This is a genomic window from Chitinophaga rhizophila (genome assembly GCF_019492185.1).
In the GTDB taxonomy this organism is placed as follows: Bacteria; Bacteroidota; Bacteroidia; order Chitinophagales; family Chitinophagaceae; genus Chitinophaga; species Chitinophaga rhizophila.
This window is the reverse complement of record NZ_JAICCF010000003.1, coordinates 549,787-568,751: the sequence shown is the minus strand read 5'-3', so window position 1 is coordinate 568,751 and position 18,965 is coordinate 549,787. Positions and strand designations below refer to the sequence as shown.

Here is an 18,965-nt window from a genome sequence, read left to right as displayed (position 1 = left end):
TATATTAGTGGGTTTATTCGTCTCTCAATACGCGTATCGGATTAATTCTTCCCAATCTTAGCGCATAGAATACCACGATCAGGAAGATAATTGCCCCCATTCCCAGCAGTGGTATAACGAATGACGCGGGGTTGAGATAGATACGGTATGGAAACTTTTCCAGCCAGTTATTCAGGAACATGTATGAAACAGGGATGGCTATCAGGGCTGCTACAGCAATCCATTTCAGGAAATCTCTGAATATCAGGAAGACTATCTGATGCTGTGCACTGCCGAATATCTTCCGGATACCCATTTCCCTGGTCCTCTTTATGATTGAGAAGTTGACCAGTCCGAAGAAGCCTGACAGGGCGATCAGGATACATACAATGCTGAACAGGAATGACCGTTTACCCAGATTAGCTTCATCTTTGTACAGGGTATGGAGGGTGTCTTCTACCCAGAAGTAGTTTTCTGCCTTACCGGAGTTGTCTTTTCTGCCTAACGTTTCCATATAGGCAACTACATCAGCCTCGCGTCCTGGTACCGGTCGGGCGAAGATATATTCAGATTCAGCAGGATAGTCTGCAATGATCAACGGATCGATCGGGTTGTACAGAGACGTAAAGTTAAAGTCGTCTACTATACCTGTTACCCGGCAGTTGTTACCAAATACATTGATTGTTTTATTGAGTATAGCAGCTTCGCCTCCCATTATACGGGCGGCTTTCTTATTGATAACGACAGGCAGGTCGGCCCCGTATTCAGCGCCAAATCCCCCTGTCAGCATCTTTAGCTTAAAGGTAGCGGAAAAGTCTTTGTCAGTATACAGCACCGCAAACCGTACACTATCGGCAGGCAGTTTGCCCGTCCAGGTAACATCTCCTGTCATAGGGGTACCGCTGATCAGGTTAGAGCTGGAAAAGGTCTGACTGGTCACAAAGCTTTTAGCGGCCAGTTCTGCTTTCAGCACGGGTATCTTTTCAATCTCTTCCCTGCTTAGTTTTTTACCTACAATATTCTCTTTACTATATCCAAGATCTTTATGCAGCAGGTATTGTACTTGTCTATTGGTGGTAAAGGCGATATATATCAGGAATACTGAGATGAAGAACTGTAGTGTAAACAGAATTTTAGTAATGCCTATGCCGCCGATCTTAGCACCCTGACTGCTTTTAAGTACACTTAAGGGGTTAAAGGAAGTCAGGCGTAGCGCAGGATAAATACTGGCCAATACCCCTGTTACGGCAAAGACACCGACTATAAATAACCAGAATCTCCAGGACTGTAAAGGGAAATGCAGGTTTTCTGCCAGGTATACATTGATAGAAGGCAGCAGCAGGAATACCATTACCAGCGCCAGTACAATTGCTATAAAAACGGTGATGTAAGCCTCGCCAACCAGCTGCATCACAAGAGATGTTCTATCTGCACCTATAATCCGTTTGACGCTTAACTCTTTCGTTCGTTTAAAGGAGCTGGCGATATAGAGGTTCATAAAGTTGATGCAAGCCATGCCCAGCAGGAAAAAGGCTGCTATGGTAAATAGGCGCACGTATAATATTCTTCCGCCATCGACAATGCCATTGCTGAAATTAGAGTACAGATGGATATCCTGGAAAGCCTGTAGTGTAACCGCTGACTTTGTGATACCGGCTATCTTCTGATTAATGCCGGCGGCTACAGTTTGCGGGTTGATCTGACTTTCCAGTTTCAGATAAGTCTCGTAATTATAGCTGCCGATATGCTCATTGGTATCTTTGGGCATTGGTAGAAAGAAGTCACTCCGGAAGGTCGAATTGCCAGGGAAAGACTCAAATACACCTTTTACCAGCCATTCTTTATTCTCCAGCGATATGATATTGTTATCCATCTGCGTACGCCAGTCCTTCCCATACAGGCGCTCTGCCACATCAGCGGATATTACAATAGCCGCAGGATCATCGAGGGCCCTGTCAGGACTGCCCATCAGGAAAGGCTGGGGAAATATCTTGAAGATGCTGCTACTGGCGTATCTGCCGTTGGATCGTGTCTGTTTTTGTGTTGTTTTCAGGTTTAGCCCGTCTGCCGGCTTGGTATAAGCAACAGTTGTAATACCTGGTATGTCCTGGCTCATCGCGCGGACCAGGGGTAAGGAAGTGGTTCTGGCAGACCGGATACCACCGTTGACCGTATAGGTAGTTACTACCTGGTATACATCTTTGTCTTTCAGGAAGGTGTTATATCCTTTTTCCTTCGTGACCCAGAGTATGAGTATGATGAATGATGCGATGCCTATAGACAGGCCCAGTATATTGATGCTAAAAAGCAGTTTGTTGCTTTTAAATAGCCTGATGGTCTTTTGCAGGATTGAGGTATTCATCTTCAACAATTATAAGAGGTTTCCAGAAACACGATTTGCCCGGTAAAAGAGGCGTCAGTTAAACGTACTGATTTTCTGATTACACTGGCGATGTATGCATCGAAAACTACAAAATTCCCATTATGTTTAATAAAGTAATGGATGAGTGAATGCCCGAAATAAACATTTAGTAACATTGGATCACTCAAGAAGTTACCTAGTAATAAGGTATTTACCCGCCCGAATATCCCCGGAGACAGTATTGGTCTTATGATTGGTACTCCAGGGTATGTGGTAGCCTGCTTATTGCCGGGCATAAAGTAGCTCATGTTATAAAGCAACTGTTCTTTGGGAATACTCCTTTCTGGTACAGTAGCAGGATCTATAGCATAGGTCATTATTTTCCATGTATTGTCAATACTAAACGCCTTATCATCATCTGTATATGCATCCGGTTGGGACAGGCAGTTATAATGCAGGCTGAAGGCGTCAGTACTTCCCAGCTGGATTTTCTGATGGAGCTCTGCGTTTGTAGCGGCGGGTTCCTGGAGTAATCGCTCACAGAGTATACCTGAAAAGGCTGCTGTTGCGTAACTGGTCCCCCCTCTGAGGATGTGGCGGCCTGCTTCATGCAGCAGGCGCTGGTGGATGCCTTTGGCCAGGATGTTAATATAACCCTCTCCTACATAAGCATACCTGCGTACATCCTTCAGCATCCCTACACCTACACCGTATACGAATGGGTAAGCCGCAGGGTAACATGGCTTTTCACTATTGAAATGGGCGGCGGCTAAGAGTAGCTGCCCTTTCCTGAAGCATGCCTCACAGCTTTCCAGTAACTCCTGGGATGGGTTCTCATTGGCAAGAATACCCAGGCTGATATTAATGATCCGGATATGATCCTGTGTGGCACAGAACCGAAGCGCTTTACAAAGCAGAGAAATATTGATCTGCCCTACAGGGATCATCCGTATTGACAGGACATCTGCAGCAGGGCATACCTGGAAGATCAGGGAGGCGATATTGGTACCGTGCAGCCGCTTGTCATCAGCGCTGGTCAGGTCAACAGGTACTGCGTCATCTGATTCATAAATGTCTATTTCCCGAACCTTGCTATCCTGAAATTTTGATAGTATTAAGCCCTCATCTATAATAGCCACAACCGGATAAGCCATCATTATTGATTTAACAGGTAGGCATGGTCATAGTTGCTATCATATACCTTCTCCAAAGCACCGAGCAATTGCAGGAACTGCTTATAGTTAAAGTTACCCTGGGATATGGACACGTTATTGCCCGCTTTAACCGTAAATGGGCGTTGTGCTATATCGTTACAGGAAAAGTCTTTATTCCATTCCAGCGCGGCTTCACAGATCTCCATGACCAGCGGATTGCGGTAGGTATTCACTACCTCCGGCATCAGCCGGATCTTTACGTTGTTGTATGGTATAGCAATGCCATTTATCAGCTGTTGCTGTGGCTTTGCACGTATTGTCATCTCTTTGATGTAATAGGCTAAATGCGGCTTTTCCGCAAGGAAGCTGACGCTGTTGGCAATGAACTGCGAAAGATTAGATTCCTCTACCCATATTTCTACCTGGAAGGCTGCTTTTACCCAATATGAAATTTGTATAAAGCGCGCTTCGATCTCCCCATGTTGCCTGATCTCTTCCTTTATCGGATGTCCTTGTTGCTCGAAAAGTTCACAGATCCTTTCTGCATACTGCAGGGAAGCGTATACCTTTCCTGAGTCAAAGGTGCCTTGCCAATCGGCAATGTACTGATTAACTTCATTGACAAACGTACTATCCGTACCGGCCCCTGGGGATATGCTATCAAGTTTGTTCTGGAGGAACGCTGCCAGGGTGCTACTTGCCGCATTTAACCCGCCATAGGCGTTTCCATCTTTTTTTATGGAGGCCATCAGATCGTGCTGCCTGTTAAGGAAGTAGTACTGAAGATGCTGGGGTATAACTGATTCATGATATACCCTGGTATAATCCGGCACATCTTTGAGAAGAGCGGCTATGTCCATAGGAATTGTCTTTATTTGTTAGCATGGGTCTGATGGGCGGCCGCCTTAGGCGCTTCAATAGCTACTTTGTCACCCTCTTCCAGCATCAGGTTATACATCTTTTCAAAATAGGACGGCAGCTGAGATTTCCAGGCTGTACAAGGAAAACGACCTTCATCCAGCATATTTATCGTGTCGTATGCGCAGGAAAGACCTTCACATACCGGGTTGAATTTGCACTTATAGCAGGTAGGGTGAATAGTGGTTCTGGAGTAATCAAGGTACTTTCTGAAGTCCTCCTGATCCCAGGTACCGAACACTTTTTTGCCCGATGAAATATTGGTATCGTGGATAGTTTCCCAGCATTTATGAATAGTACCTTCCGTATCAAATGTAAAAGAGTATGGAGATACATAGGTAGCGCAGTCAGTCTGCTTCTCAGGAAACTTCCATTTCAACTTGGGCGCTTTCCTGTTTGCATTGCCAGGCCAGTTGGTGAACTTATCGATCATCATCCTGCTGAACTCATGTTCTGTATTAAAGAACTCTTCCTGTGTCATGAAGCGCATATCTGCTATATCTGCATCCTTATAGGCGCGTAACCAGGCCAGCTTTACAGAGACTTCCCTGAACCTTTGCGGCCATATACCATAAGACTGCAGGTCGCTTAGTAACTGAGGAAGGGTGGCGGCTACCCGTTTATCTGTATTGATACGGATATTGGCGTTGATACCTAAAGGCATCATAGAGAGGTTCTCCATGATCTTCTCATAGTTCTTGCCGTTGGCACTTTTCAATGGCCTGTACACGTCATGTACTTCTTTGGAGCCATCAATAGTGATCTGAACGTCCTTTACTTTATTTTCCTTCAGGAAGAACCAGTTCTCCTTACTCAGCAGTATGCCATTCGTGATAATGGATGCGTCGTATGGAATATTATATTTCTCACAGAGCGGTATAAAATGTGCCGACAGTTGACGGATGGCTTCTTTATTAATCAATGGTTCTCCACCATACCAGATAATTGAAAGGGAGGACCACTTCTTCACGGGCGCTTTCTGGATCATGCTTTCAATGTAGTTGGCAATACCTTCCACTACTTTCTGGTCACGCAGGCTCTTATTAGGCTTAATTACCTCGAAACAGTACGGGCATCCCATGTTGCAGGTAATGGTAGTTCCGATGGTAAGTCCGATGTGGGAATTGTCGGTAAATTTCCGCAACTGGCTTTCGTGATAGTTCTGCTGATAAGTTGCTATTTCATCCAGGGAGCTATCCACAAAGAAGCCTAGGTTTGACAACCGGATCAGTTCTTCTTCAAAAGAGGGATATGCGGCGGGGAAAAAGCCGGATTGCGGAACAAGTTGGGCTACTGTTTGTCCCAGTTGATTGTCCAGTACCTGTAAGCCGCCGGTAATAATGTTGTATAACAGAAACTCGCCGGTGCTGCGAACAGGGATCAACTCATTGTAATAGCTGAACTTTATCATTGCATAATCTTTTTTACCTGTGTGAATGGGTGAGTGGGACAGTTATAAACTGATCAGCTGTTTGGCGTATTGCAACAGCTTGTCTTCATAAGGGGCCAAATCCCGGGCATGTGTACGCGCCACCCAGATATCCGGCGCTATGCCTTTACCTTCAGTATAGACTGCGGGATCAAACAGGAATTGCCTGAAGCCGGTATGTAACTGTATAGTGAGTCCTGAAGGAAAACGGAAGATCGTAGGGCTGGCAATAGCGCCCATGGTGGGTGCGTCTCCGACTACAAAGGTGTGCTTCCTTTTCTTCATGCCCAATATGAATATCTCCGAAGCGCAGGCAGTACTTTTATCAGCAAGAATGATCACTTTAGTGGCCGGGTTACATCTCAGTTCTTTCCTGGCAGGAGTTATCAGCATTGATTCGTCAAACCAAGGGTAATGCCTGCTGCCAATACTATACGCCTGGTCAGTGAAGAGTGACAGGGTCTTGAGTACGTCTGCACTATATCCACCACCATTGCCTCTCAGATCAATGATGATACCTTTCATTTCCGGGTGTGCATAAAAGGCATTCAGAAAGCGGTAATACTCCTCTCCTTTCCAGTTACCTATCCTGACCAGCAGCACATCGCCAGGTAGTCTTTCCATGCCGGGAAGAGGTACGAAATTCCGGCTAACACGTACAGGAAGGGAATAGGGTATATGAAACGTTCTTACGGCCGGAATGCTATTAGTCTGAAGACGGATGTTGAGCGTGTCATTCTCCTTTTTGTACAGCAGCAGGTTCGGATCGCCGGCAGCATAGACTGGTTTGCCATCCAGCGCCATCACTTTAGCCCCCAGCGGTATAGAATCCCGGTACTGATCATTCAGTACGGCGGCTACTACCACATCCTCTCCTATTGTTCGTAACCTTAAAGGGCCATTTTTCAACCTGGCAGGCATCTTATTAGCGCTCAGGACCGGTAGGGTCATATCCAGGTGAGGGTCTGGATACAGTTTTCTGAAGGTAGATTTCAGGTCAGTCAGTACTTCAGTATAGGACTTCCCTTTTTTACTAAACACTTTGTCAATGTCTGCCCGCGCTGTTGTTTGACTGATTCCCCTCTGCTCGTAGAAGGGGTAAAGGGCGATGAACCTCTTCATCAGCGCCGCAACTAGTTTAGCCTCATCTGCCTTGTCATTGTCCGGAATGAAGTTCACATACCCTGTCAGGTAGCCCTTATTCAATCCAAACTCTTCAAAGGTGGCCGGGTGTTCGTATTTATTGACGGCAGGGGGCCTTGTATAAAAGTAAGATGAGTAGTCATTGAACATCCGGGTGTATGTTTCCTGTGGCTGGCCAGTAAGACTGTCAATCCAGGCAAAAACGTTCCGTCCCGGGGTTACACTTACCTCATCTACCGTAAGATCGCCTACGGCCATTTCTGCACGTTCTGACGCCTTTGCCGGGGTGTATCCCAGTATAAGATCTGTCAGGACAATCTTTTCCTCTTCATAAGGCACTCTCTTGCTATACTCCCAGGTACTTAGAAAGGTAGATACAGGAAGCTGGAATCCGTCGTGACTGACAGGCAGCATCCGGTAATGCCAGTGGCCATCCTTGTCCAGGCCTGCCAGTAGCAATTCCTTTACATTACGGGTAAAATAGGTGAAATTCACCTTTCCGGCGTCATAGTTCAGGGTAAAGCTGTCCGGCAGGGATATCCGCCTGAAGCAAAAGGCATTAGTATCCAGACCGGCATCTGCCAGCAGGGTACGTAAGTCCCTGGCCGCAGGTTGTTCATTATTGCTGATAATGAATGCCTTATCTTCCCGCTGATCCGGAAATGGAATAGGACTACTAGTGAAAATACCTGGTTGGCTCGCTGCGTTCCATTTATTAACCGTAGTAATAGGATAAGATACTGCTCTCCATTGTGCCTTTGCAGTAATACAGAGGAGGTTTGTCAGTATTATGAGTTGAAATACTTTCTTCATTGTGTTGGGATGCTTAAGTCGGGGGAAACTACCTGAGTTCAATTGTATCGCTGAAGTTCCTGATCACCACCCCATTGCCAAAACCGGCTGTATTTGCCCGGAATTGGCCGCTTTTACGCCTGTTCTTCATCATCTGATAGTTCTGTATGATGGATTTGTTGAGCAGCAGCTTCCTGCGGTTCTGCTCACCGGTTACTTCCTTGTATACTTCATTTCCGCGTAGCAACCGGGGTACATCTGCCGATAGGTCCTCCCTGTACCTGACAGTCCCGCCAGGTAAACCGTCCAGTGAAATTTCATCTGCTGCTTGCTGCCAGTATCCTTTAAGCCATCCCTCTTCCTGTATATCCGGGAAGTTATGACTGGATTTGATCAGGGTACCGGTTTCCAGCTGATGATCTTCATATAGAAACAGTACACTGCTTTTACCTCGTTCAATCTTGCGTACGAAGGCTCTTTTCAGGTGATGGTAGTCATAACTGTTCTCCAACCGGCTAACGTCTTCATGTTCCACGTATGCATTATAGAAGGCTCCCGGCAGGTATTGCAACCGCACGCCGGCCATTTTCAGCCGCATATTCAGGTCAATATCCTCATAGCCATAGCCTTTAAATGTTTCGTCAAAGCCACCAACCAGGTTAAAGTCTTTATTTCTCAGGCATATGCGGCCCAGGTTATCCCTGTCTGAATCATCCAGGTGGGCAATCAGGGCAAGTTGCTCGGTAACCTGCATCGCCTCATTGATATAGGTAAGAATATTATCCCCGACATGGTAATCAGCATTCACATTACAGAGAATGTTTCCTGTAGCCAGTCTGAAAGCGATATTTCTTGAATGAGAATGGGAGAAGAAGCGTGGTTGCGGATCTATTAACTTGTAGAATACCAATAGTCCCTGCTCTATATACTGATAAAAATTGTCTTTTATCCAATGCTCCAGGCCATCAGTTGAGTTATAGTCCAGCAGTACTACCTGCGCATTAGGGTACTTCCTGCAACATTCGATGTTACCTGGCAGCGTCTGCTTCAAGGTGAACAGCCTGTTCATGGATACCGTACAAAGGGATATGCTGGTGAATGATGTCTCGCACATGTATACAGGATTCAACTTCATAGATACTGTTCAGGGCTTTCAGCAGTTGTTCTTCTATGAACGCCCACTGGTCATCCGGGGTGTAGCCGCTAATGCGGGACCTGCAGATGGTGATAATCCGGGGTTGGCTGACCCGGTCCTTTAATAAGTCGGCTGCCTGGTCAATCCGTTCCTGGATCTTTTCAAAGCTTACTTTCAATGGCGACACCCGGGGGTCGGTAATACGGTTGAAGTAGTAGTAATAACCGCCATCTTCATATACAGCGTCAACCCTGCCAAAATCAAAGAACCTGATCCGGTGGTAAGGTGACTCCCGGAAGGCGAGATACTCCTCTTCCGTAATAGCTATGCGTAGTTCCTTCTGCAGCGGATTCTGAATGCAGGAGAAGTAGTCCAGGTCTATATCCAATACAACAGGCCCGAATTTCTTCACATCCTTCATATGTTGCTTGTAGAACCGGTATCTTTTAGCATCCTGGCTCTTGGTTTTAGACTGATCGTCATAGCGGTTTAATACCGCCTCCTGCCCGCCTGCCAGATAGGTTCCGTTATTATTCTGCGAGCGGATGTACATCTTGTATGCCAGCCGGTTTGTTTTGCCATGATGCTGTTTGATCCAGTATATATCGTTGAACAGGCCCTCATAAATAGCCGGCAGGATGAAAGTGGCTATTCCTAACTCATTGTATGTGAAATCTTTCACCTGGCGCAGATCGCTGTTTAGCGGAGGCACAGGTACATTCAGAAAAGGAATCCCCATATCTGAATGTTCATCAATATGGACCAGCGTATTATTTGAAGGTTTGATCAGCTTTTTTGCCAGGGCGTATTTCCAGATAAGATACGCTTCGTGATGCTCTTCTACAATGAAGATGGCCGTTTTCGCTTTCATAGAAAGAAGGTGGTTATTGAATGAGCGCCTCGGTTTTAAAGATTTCCCGTACTGGTGACTTAGCGTCCTTCCGTACTGCCTGTTGAATACTCTTCCTTAGAACACTCATATCCAGACTGCTTGTCAGTACGTCTCCGATCTTTGCCAGCAGGTCAGCTTCTGATCCTTCATATTGGCTGACAAGTGCCAGTACACTTTCCCGAAGAATACCTTCACGGCCAGCCAGGCTGATAACATAATCGGATAATACCTTTGCAAGCGTGGTATTGTAAATGCCTGCCGTGATATGCGCCGACAGGTCATGAGAAGTACTGGCTTCGTGTACGAACCCTCTTGGCAGATAAATAGTATCACCTGCCTCTACCTCAAGATCATACAGTAATTCCAGGTCTTCTGTCTTAAATGGTAGCGAGTTGTGGATGCCGAGTGGCAGGTAAAAGGGATTGTTGTATATCTTCCAGTGCTTGGCTCCCGCTATCTGCATAACAAATACGTCATGAGAGTCATAGTGTATAGCAAACCCACAGGCACCCGGAGGAGATATGTATATGTTTGTATTAGAACTGCAGCAGAATGCCTCATTTATCGAGGATAGCATATGCGATACGGTAGGCCACAAGCTTTTTGTCTGTTCTAGTACAAAGGTGGCTTTCTCCTCATTAAACAAACGGCTTACCTCATCCAGGAGTAATTTGTTTCTGATTTCCACATTCCTTACCTTTTCAATCTGTATATAGTCCTGTGCCGGAATCGGGTCGCCCAGCTTTACCATACGCATGTTCACCTTGCTAAGGATATCGTCTGCCAATAGTGCTGCCTCAATATCTTTCAGCTGTAAAAGCGATGCAAAAAACTGGCTGTTCTCCCTTTTGATAACAAAAGGCTTCTTCTCGAAGTATTCATTGAAGAAGGTCTTCCTGTCCAGGGGGGCAATCAGGTGCTCAAACGTCATATCATGGGTAATGGTCATCATTTTACATTGATAGGGTGAACTTCGGCTGCTGCAATAGCTGCCAGGGATGGTACTGATATAGCATCTTGCTTTTGTGTCTTTATAGCCTGCTGATCCAGGTATGCCTGTATAGCATCAACCGACAGGTGTTGCGCTAATGTCTTCCTGAGCTGCAATACTATATGCTGTAATTCCTCAACGGATCTGTTGGCGCTGCCGAGATAAGCTTTTCTGAATATGGGTTCGTCTTCCAGCGCTACCTGCGTCAGATGATCTGCAAAACGTTTAATCCAGCTCATATTCATAAGGCCCAGTGTAATATGACACGAAAGCTGGTCTGTAGTAGTCACTTCATGTACAAACCCCCTTGGAAGATACAGCAGGTCTCCCTGCTCCAGGCATATATCCTCCAGTAAAGCTAAGCCGGAGAAGTCTACCGCCCTCTTATTCTGTGGTTCAAGCGGTAGGTAAACAGCGCTCTCAAACAGCTTCCAGCGTTTACTGCCAGAGATCTGTATAATGAACAGATCATGCTCATCGTAGTGTACCTGAAAGCATTGTGCATTACTTGGGGTGATGAATACATTGACTCCTGAGTTACAGCCAAAAGACGCATCCACACTTGACACGAGGTCTTGTAGAGCTGCATTATAGCGTAATGTGTTGTGGATAATCATGGTTGCTTTGTCCTGCACAAACCGCTCAAATACCTTGTTTTGATTGATCCCTGTCTGCACAATTACTCTGTCATTGCTCCAGCCACTCATATAGTCAGCAGGTAGTATCTTCTTTGCTGCATGACTCATGGTAAGTTGCAGATTGCCCTGTTCAATACCGGTTTTGATGATGGTATCAATATCTTTTACTGAGAGCAGGCGCTCATAATATTGTGGATCACCTCTTCTGATAACAAGTGGTTTCTTTTCATAATAGTTACTGATAAACTCCTGCTTGTCAAACGGAGCTATCAGTTGCTGAAAGTCGAATGGAATACTCATCTTCAAGAGGTTTATATCATTTTACAGGTCGGCGGCGCATATAGAGACTTTCCAGTGCTTCGACGGTCAGCTGCCTATTCAGTTGAGCAGTTAGCATATCGGTCGCTTCCGCTGGTCCGGTGGTATTGTCCGTAGGATGAAGAAAGCCTGATCTGCGCAGTAGATCACTGGATAATCCGATATCTTTCAACTGATCGAGCAGCAGGCGCAGATAGGGAATAAAGGTGCATTTCACTTTAAGCAATACCGCATTTTCATCTGTAGCGTAAGCTGTGTATACATATCCTCTGGGTATATATAAAGTATCGCCGGCAGCGGTAGTACATTCGCTGACAACAGGCAGCTGATCTGCATCAAAAGGGATGTCAGTCTGGGACGATAGCGGCTGCTGTATAGGCCCTTCACAGATCTTCCATTGAGTACGGCCTGAAAGCTGTAATATGAACATCTCTGTTGTTTCATAAGCTGCACGGGATGGTACAGCGCCGGCTGCCTGCAACAGGATATGGCTATCGCACGTACAACCTAATTCTGCTTCCAGGCTGTACTTCAGCTGGTCAACGGCTGCAAATTGTTCATGCAGGTTGTTGACAACTACAATCGCAGCCCCACTCGAATAAAGTTGAAATACTTTGTTTATATCAACACCGTATTTGAACTTTATATTACCAGGCAAAGACCTGATATGCATATACTGCTCAGCAGCTAGTGCGCCTGCACTGTCTTCCAGTACAACGGCATATGCAGCCGGCGATACCGCCTTCTCAATCAATGAAGCTATATCATCAAAAAGAGGGAATGCCTGGAAGAAATGAGCATCCTGCCTGTTTACAACAAGTACTGATTGCTCAAAATAATCCTGCAGGAATGATGTTTTGGAATATGGAGATAAGATACCGGAAAGGTTTATTATCATAGACCAGTGGGATTTTATGAGTACAATGCGTGGGTATGTAAATGAATATTACACTACTTCCAGGTGCTGCCTGGCAATGACTGCTGTCACAACTTTTCCCAGCAGATCAACAGTAACAATTACATTCTTCTGTTTATGTTTTTTTACCTCACAACCAAAGCCACATAGTGGCCCTTTGGTGATGAGTAGTTTTTGTCCTTCAGGTAAGGGCGAATGGCTGATTTCAATATGTCTCCCCCGTTCTGTAATCAATTTTATCTTCTCAATAATATCACTTGAAAGCGTGGCTATCTCATTGCCAAACCTCACGTACCAGGCATAGCCATCTACGTTCATACTATTATAGTATGTCAATTGCGTATCGATGTAAACAAAAATGTAAGAAGGGTACAAGGGCTTCTCTCTGATCAGTATCACGTTTTTACCGGTACCTGTTTCTTTAATAGTTGGCAGGAAGTTGTGAATATTGTTTTCTGACAATTGCCTGGCTACTTTTTGTTCATGGCGAGACTTGGTATACATCACATACCAACCAGTTGCGAACCGGGTCATTTTCAAACAGATTAACAGTGATTTGAAATATGCGAATAGGGAAAGGCTATCGCTACAGTAAAAGAATATTTTACTTGTAAATGAATGAGTTATGAAAGGTAAGTGGGTTGTTTTAATGGTTCCCGTTACTAAAGTTGCATCTTACTCGATGATGTCAACGACGACATTGTAATGAATACCTTCAACATCCAAACTAGGCAAAATAGTTTGGACGTCAAAGCAACGCAATGTTAAATAATTATGAACGTAGATTAGTAAAATAAATCATACAATGTATAGTGTTATCCAGGTTGACATTCACGATTTCCAAAGACTATCTTATTAGCATATACGAAATCAAAATTGACGGACTGATCTGATATGTTTTATGTGTTGTATTGATAGTTGGCAGGTGCAGTATTTCCTATCGGCTGCTGGTAGTATAAAAAAATCCCGCACAGTGACTAGCCATCGTGCGGGAATATATCTAAGTATTGAAACTGCCTGTTATTGTACCTTCCTTATCCAAAGGCTACTTGGCCTGTCTTTGAAGAACAGCGGGGCCTTGTCTCCATATTTTGCTTTTGCCTGCTGATGCATATAGTCAGAGAAAAACAGGATCTCAAACGTATTGTTAAACAGCAGGAAGTTATGCACCGTGTAAATCTCGTTCCAATTCAGTTTATGTTCAAACAACCACTCTTTCGGATATTCAAATGGATAGAATATATCATGAATATGGATGATCACACCCTTGTTAAGTATCGGCAGCACCTCTGACATAAGGTAATTTACATCACTACCGGTCTTTGATACGTGTGAGTTATCAATCATCAATACATCATTCTCCTGAAGAGTAGTAAAGATCTGCGGGTCTACCTGCTGTACCAGCTGCTGCTTTACATCTGTATTTTTATAATCTTCCTGACGTAACAGGCGTTTAAGATTGATATCCGGATTAGGCTCAATGAAAGTAAAATGAATGCTGTTATTCAGTATCCTGTCATTTGTATCCAGCATCAGTGCAGAAGAAAACCCGGAGCCTATTTCGATGACTCTCTTAGGTCTGAACTTCAGCAGAATATTGAATAACGACATACCATCCGCATGTGCGTAGGTCTTATTATCGAAATAATATCTCAGGTTTTGTTGCGAAGGCTGTGAAGTGAATGGAATCACTTTAGCAGCTTCAGCCATGTCATCCATCAGCGCAAGCTGCTGGGTATCATTCATATTGATGCCTTTCAGCGATTTTGAGGACCATATCTGCTCCTGACGGCTTTCAAGATCATGTAAGTCTACAACAGGCGAATAAAAATGTCCGGGTCTGTGGGCAACATTCTTTCTATATAAGTGAGCGTAACGTAAATATGGGAGTTTCGATAAGAAACTTCCGAATATACTGTCTTTCATGATTTTAAAAATTATCGCAATATTACACAATATCGAGATTATTTAATCAGTATTACGTGCCCCCGCTTAAATATCTCACCTGCACAAGGCGTGGTTGCTTTCACAAACCAGTAATATGCACCAGGTTCCGAAATTACGCCCTTGCATGTGCCGTCCCAGCCGCGTGAAATATTATTACTACTGAATACCAGTTCTCCCCACCGATTAAACACCGACAACTCTTTCATCTCCACAGCGCCTGTTGTTACTACGCGGAAAATATCGTTACGGCCATCCCCATTAGGTGTAAACGCTGTAGGCAGGTAAATATTGGCTACGCCGGTATTTTCAAAGTTGACAGTAATAGAATCTTCTGTCATACATCCCCCGGTGCTATAGGCTTTAACCCGGTAAGTAGTTGTCTGCCTAGGCCGTACCACCGGATTAGCAATATCCACGGCACTCAAAGATGCATCCGGCATCCATTCATAGCGGTCTGCGCCTGTTACGGATAGCTGTGCGGCTCCTACTGCACAGTTGACATCATTGGTTTTTGACAATTGTATATCCGGTGATGCATTGACTGTCACATTCACCTGCAGATCTCTCGAATAATTACATACCGTATCACTGATAGTTACGGTATAGGTAATAGAGGCATCCGGGCGGCCAGTAGGATTGCTTATCAGTGGATCATCCAGGTAAGTCGCCGGCATCCATTGATACAGGTCTCCCCCACTCGCATTGAACTGAATCGGACTGGTTGCGGTACAGAAAGCAGTATCTCCCGGTGTTACACTGATGTTATCTGCTGAACGCTGACTGATCCGGATATTATCTGTAAACATTTCATTACAGCTATTCCAGGCCCGCACAGTGTATATACCTGCCCTGCCTGTATTATATGTCTGATTGGTACTGTTATCCTGCCATTGATAGCGCGCAAAGCCTGCGCCGGCATCCAGGGTGATCGTGGCGGCATTACAAAGTGTAGTATCATTACCCAGATTAATACTTCTTGGAGACACTACTACGTTCACATGCACATCTAACGTCCTTGATACATTACAAACTGTATCTGTAATAGTTACGCTGTAAGTGATGGCTGCGCCAGGCCGGCTAACTGGGTTGCTTACCTGCGGATCATCCAGAAATTCGACCGGACTCCATTGATATAAATGGCCACCGCTAGCTGCCAGCTGAACAGGCGCAAATGACGTACAAACCATGGTATCCTGTGGGGTTACTACAAAATTCTCTGCCTGTGAGCGTACCCTGATTGTATCCGTAAAGGCTTCATTACAACTGTTCCATGCTGTTACAAAGTATGTTCCCGGACCGCTTACTGTAAAGCGCTGACCCGTACTGTTATCCTGCCACTGGTAGCGGGCAAATCCCACTCCTGCATCCAATGCCAGCGTAGCAGCACGACATAAAACAGTATCATTACCCAGGCTAATGCTACGCGGAGATGGTGTGATGTTGATCTCTACGTCGCGCGTCTGCGTCACATTACAAACATTGTCTGTAATAGTCACCGTATATGTAATAGATGCATCAGGACGGGCTACAGGATTAGCTATCTGCGCATTATCGAGAAAGCTGGCAGGGCTCCACTGATATACCTGGCCACCTGTTGCTGAGAGCTGTATGGCCGCTGATGGTATACAATAAGCCGTATCCTGCGGTGTAGCTGTAAAATCAGACAGTGAGCGGTAACGTACCTGTACCGTGTCTGTAAATACTTCGTTACAATCATTCCAGGCCCTTACAAAGTAGGTTCCCGGACTGCTTACCGTTAACGTCTGAGCCGTACTGTTGTTCTGCCATTGATAACGGGCAAAACCAGCACCTGCATCCAGTAACAGTATGGTTGCGTTACACAATGACGTGTCATTACCGAGGTTAATGCTGCGCGGAGAAGGTGTTATACGGATATTTACATCCCTTGTCTGAGAAACATTGCACACCGTGTCCGTAATAGTCACCGTATAGGTGATAGTGGCAGCAGGACGTGCTACCGGATTAGCTATCTGTGCATTGTCAAGATAAGTAGCCGGGCTCCATTGATATACCTGGCCACCGGTTGCCGAAAGCTGCACCGGAGACAGCGGATTACAGTAAGTAGTATCCTGCGGGGTAGCAATAAAATCCGACGGCTGCCGGTACCTCACCTGTATAGTATCTGAAAACTCTTCGTTACAACTGTTCCAGGCTCTCACAAAATAAGTCCCTGCTGCACTGGCAACCAGCGTCCGACCCGTGCTATTGTTCTGCCACAGGTAGCGGTCAAAACCAGCGCCAGCATCCAGTAATAGTGTTGCGGCTGTACACAGCGTCGTATCACTACCCAGATGAATACTGCGTGGCGCAGATGAGACGGTTACCGTTAGGGTTAATGTGTCTCTCTGTATGCTACAACCCGCCAGATTCTCTACAATAATCTCATAGGTCCCCGCACCGGAAGGAAGTAACCTGATCATTGAATCATTCTCCATCCGCGAAGAAATACCTGCCGGCAATATCCACCGCCAGTTAGTAGCACAAACGGCTCCTGTGGAAGCAAAGTAAGTGAGCGAATCGGTCAGGCTACAGCTGGTTGCCGGACCAGTAATCTGTACATTGCCACACACCGGAATGTTACATAACTGATCTATCTGGAAGGTAAAGTCAGTCACAACCGGCGTATGGGTAGTCATTTGAGCATTATACAGCGACTGACTGATCCAGCTGAACGTATGATCACTGATAGAGATAGGCGTAGTAACTCCCTGTACTGGCTCATTGGTACAGTACTCAAATTCACCATTAGCAGTTAATCTCATCACCACGGCATCATTCCCCTCAGTACCTACCAGCCATATGGCCCCATCACTGTCTTCTACCGCGCCGGATAGTATCAGGTTCTGGGAAGAAGTATACCTGTGTGTGGATACCAGGTTGGATTGCTGATTGAACCGGTAAAGATATCCCTCATTGGAGGCCGACGGACTTGTTGCAGCAATAAAACCACCGTCTGCGGTCTGATAGAACCCGGTGAAATAATAGTTATTATAATTGGGCGAAGTGTGGATCTTAAAACTATTCAATGGCGTCAATGACGCAGTATCCAGGATAATGAAAGCATCTTCCTTTTGCGCATAGGAACTGGCATTGATCAGGTGCGAATTGATACGGTATTGTCCGGAAGAATACTGCAAATTACTGCTGAACGCTCCCTTGTTGCCCATCTGGAACGCGCGTGTTTCATACAGCGTACCGTCAGCAAAGGACAGTTTGGCCATCACCAGCGAATATTCAGCAAGCGGACTGGAGTCTCCGTTCACAATAAGCGTATCGCCCTTCTGTATAACAGAGAATACATCTTCTGTAAATGAACCATCCAGGCGTTTAAACCAGGCAAGATTACCATTACCATCAATTTTTGCTACGAGCCAGTCAGATGTACTGGATGACTGGTAACTGGAGCCGCTTAATATAACACTGTTGTCGGCTGCACTATAGATATCCACCCCCAGCGTAGTTTCATTGCCCTCTGCAACGGCCACAGACCAGATCACATTACCATTAACGTCCACTTTCATGGCCAATGCATGGCCCGGGAAATGACCGAAAGATCTTGTCTGGCCGGTGATCAGGATATTACCATCCCTGGCCAACCGCATTTTTCTGATTGTCTCATCAGCCGGTCCACCAAATGTCTTGCTCCAAACAATGTTACCTGTTTTTGTAATCCTAATTAGAAAGAAGTCATATCCGCCTGCACCGAAACTGTTGGTCTGTCCGCCTATGACGAGGTCGCCCCCGGATAATTCCTGTATATCATAGGCTGCATCGGTACCAGATCCCTGTAAGGTGTACCGGAAGGTATTAGCACATTGTGGGTATACGTTGTGCACCACCAATAGTGACAGCAACAGTAAAAAAAATCTCATAGGTGAAAAAAGTCTTAAGGATATTTACAAGGTGGGTACTTGGTTGCCTTCAGATAAATCGGTGTATAGTAATATTTTATGCATCATCGCTGTCACAAGTATTCAAACCTGCAGCAATTAAGTTGTCCCATAATCGAAGTTACAAAAATCGACAGAATAGGTAAATGAAATTTATTGTATTACAGTGTGATCGCTGTCGCAAAGCAGCGTCTTTGAACAAGCTACGAACAAGGGTAGTCCAAGGGTAGTCCAAGCGACCTCCAAGCGACCTCCAAGCATAGTCCAGGATATCTGAACGCATCATTGCTTAATTGTACGGTTCGCTATTGCGCAAATACACCAGCTTGGTTATATCCTTTTGTGTAATCATCTCCTGCAGCATATGTAGCGATGCCGCCCATCATAAGACGCATGCCAAAGGATCGGGAATATACACCGACGCACATCAGCAATTCATC

Annotated in this window: 13 protein-coding genes; all 13 read right to left on the bottom strand. The window is 45.4% G+C overall.

The genetic code is table 11. The features are described 5' to 3' along the window. Positions 1-13: 13 nt before the first annotated feature. The 13 genes from K1Y79_RS16795 to K1Y79_RS16735 all read right to left on the bottom strand — a co-directional run bounded on the left by K1Y79_RS16795 (position 14) and on the right by K1Y79_RS16735 (position 18,507). Entirely contained in the window at positions 14-2,341 is a 2,328-nt protein-coding gene (locus K1Y79_RS16795; RefSeq protein ID WP_220251323.1) for an ABC transporter permease, read from the bottom strand. A 2-nt stretch (positions 2,342-2,343) separates the two neighbouring features. After that, positions 2,344-3,495: a S8 family serine peptidase gene (locus K1Y79_RS16790; protein WP_220251322.1), complete on the bottom strand. Its 1,152-nt coding sequence runs from the start codon at positions 3,493-3,495 to the stop codon at positions 2,344-2,346. Positions 3,496-3,497: 2 nt separating this feature from the next. Further along, positions 3,498-4,355, bottom strand: coding sequence for a hypothetical protein (locus K1Y79_RS16785; RefSeq protein ID WP_220251321.1), 858 nt, complete (start codon positions 4,353-4,355; stop codon positions 3,498-3,500). 11 nt (positions 4,356-4,366) lie between these two features. Beyond that, a complete protein-coding gene (locus tag K1Y79_RS16780; RefSeq protein WP_220251320.1) occupies positions 4,367-5,824 on the bottom strand; it encodes a radical SAM/SPASM domain-containing protein in 1,458 nt (485 codons plus the stop codon). A gap of 42 nt (positions 5,825-5,866) precedes the next feature. Beyond that, positions 5,867-7,798: a S41 family peptidase gene (locus tag K1Y79_RS16775; RefSeq protein WP_220251319.1), complete on the bottom strand. Its 1,932-nt coding sequence runs from the start codon at positions 7,796-7,798 to the stop codon at positions 5,867-5,869. A 28-nt stretch (positions 7,799-7,826) separates the two neighbouring features. Beyond that, positions 7,827-8,846 carry a glycosyltransferase family 2 protein gene (locus K1Y79_RS16770; protein ID WP_220251318.1) on the bottom strand — a complete coding sequence of 340 codons (1,020 nt, stop codon included), beginning with the start codon at positions 8,844-8,846 and terminating at the stop codon, positions 7,827-7,829. Further along, positions 8,806-9,783, bottom strand: coding sequence for a peptide arginase, FlmR/OhkR family (locus K1Y79_RS16765; RefSeq protein WP_220251317.1), 978 nt, complete (start codon positions 9,781-9,783; stop codon positions 8,806-8,808). The genes K1Y79_RS16770 and K1Y79_RS16765 overlap by 41 nt, the downstream gene beginning before the upstream one ends. A 13-nt stretch (positions 9,784-9,796) precedes the next feature. Continuing rightward, positions 9,797-10,756 carry a cupin domain-containing protein gene (locus K1Y79_RS16760; RefSeq protein WP_220251316.1) on the bottom strand — a complete coding sequence of 320 codons (960 nt, stop codon included), beginning with the start codon at positions 10,754-10,756 and terminating at the stop codon, positions 9,797-9,799. After that, complete coding sequence (locus tag K1Y79_RS16755) at positions 10,753-11,733, bottom strand: JmjC domain-containing protein (RefSeq protein WP_220251315.1); 981 nt, start codon at positions 11,731-11,733, stop codon at positions 10,753-10,755. The genes K1Y79_RS16760 and K1Y79_RS16755 overlap by 4 nt, the downstream gene beginning before the upstream one ends. Before the next feature lie 16 nt (positions 11,734-11,749). Beyond that, positions 11,750-12,649, bottom strand: coding sequence for a cupin domain-containing protein (locus tag K1Y79_RS16750; RefSeq protein ID WP_220251314.1), 900 nt, complete (start codon positions 12,647-12,649; stop codon positions 11,750-11,752). Positions 12,650-12,697: 48 nt separating this feature from the next. Further along, positions 12,698-13,201: a transcription termination/antitermination protein NusG gene (gene nusG / locus K1Y79_RS16745; protein WP_220251313.1), complete on the bottom strand. Its 504-nt coding sequence runs from the start codon at positions 13,199-13,201 to the stop codon at positions 12,698-12,700. A gap of 486 nt (positions 13,202-13,687) precedes the next feature. Further along, positions 13,688-14,593: a class I SAM-dependent methyltransferase gene (locus K1Y79_RS16740; protein WP_220251312.1), complete on the bottom strand. Its 906-nt coding sequence runs from the start codon at positions 14,591-14,593 to the stop codon at positions 13,688-13,690. A gap of 38 nt (positions 14,594-14,631) precedes the next feature. Further along, entirely contained in the window at positions 14,632-18,507 is a 3,876-nt protein-coding gene (locus K1Y79_RS16735; protein ID WP_220251311.1) for a gliding motility-associated C-terminal domain-containing protein, read from the bottom strand. Between the last annotated feature and the right edge of the window lie 458 nt (positions 18,508-18,965).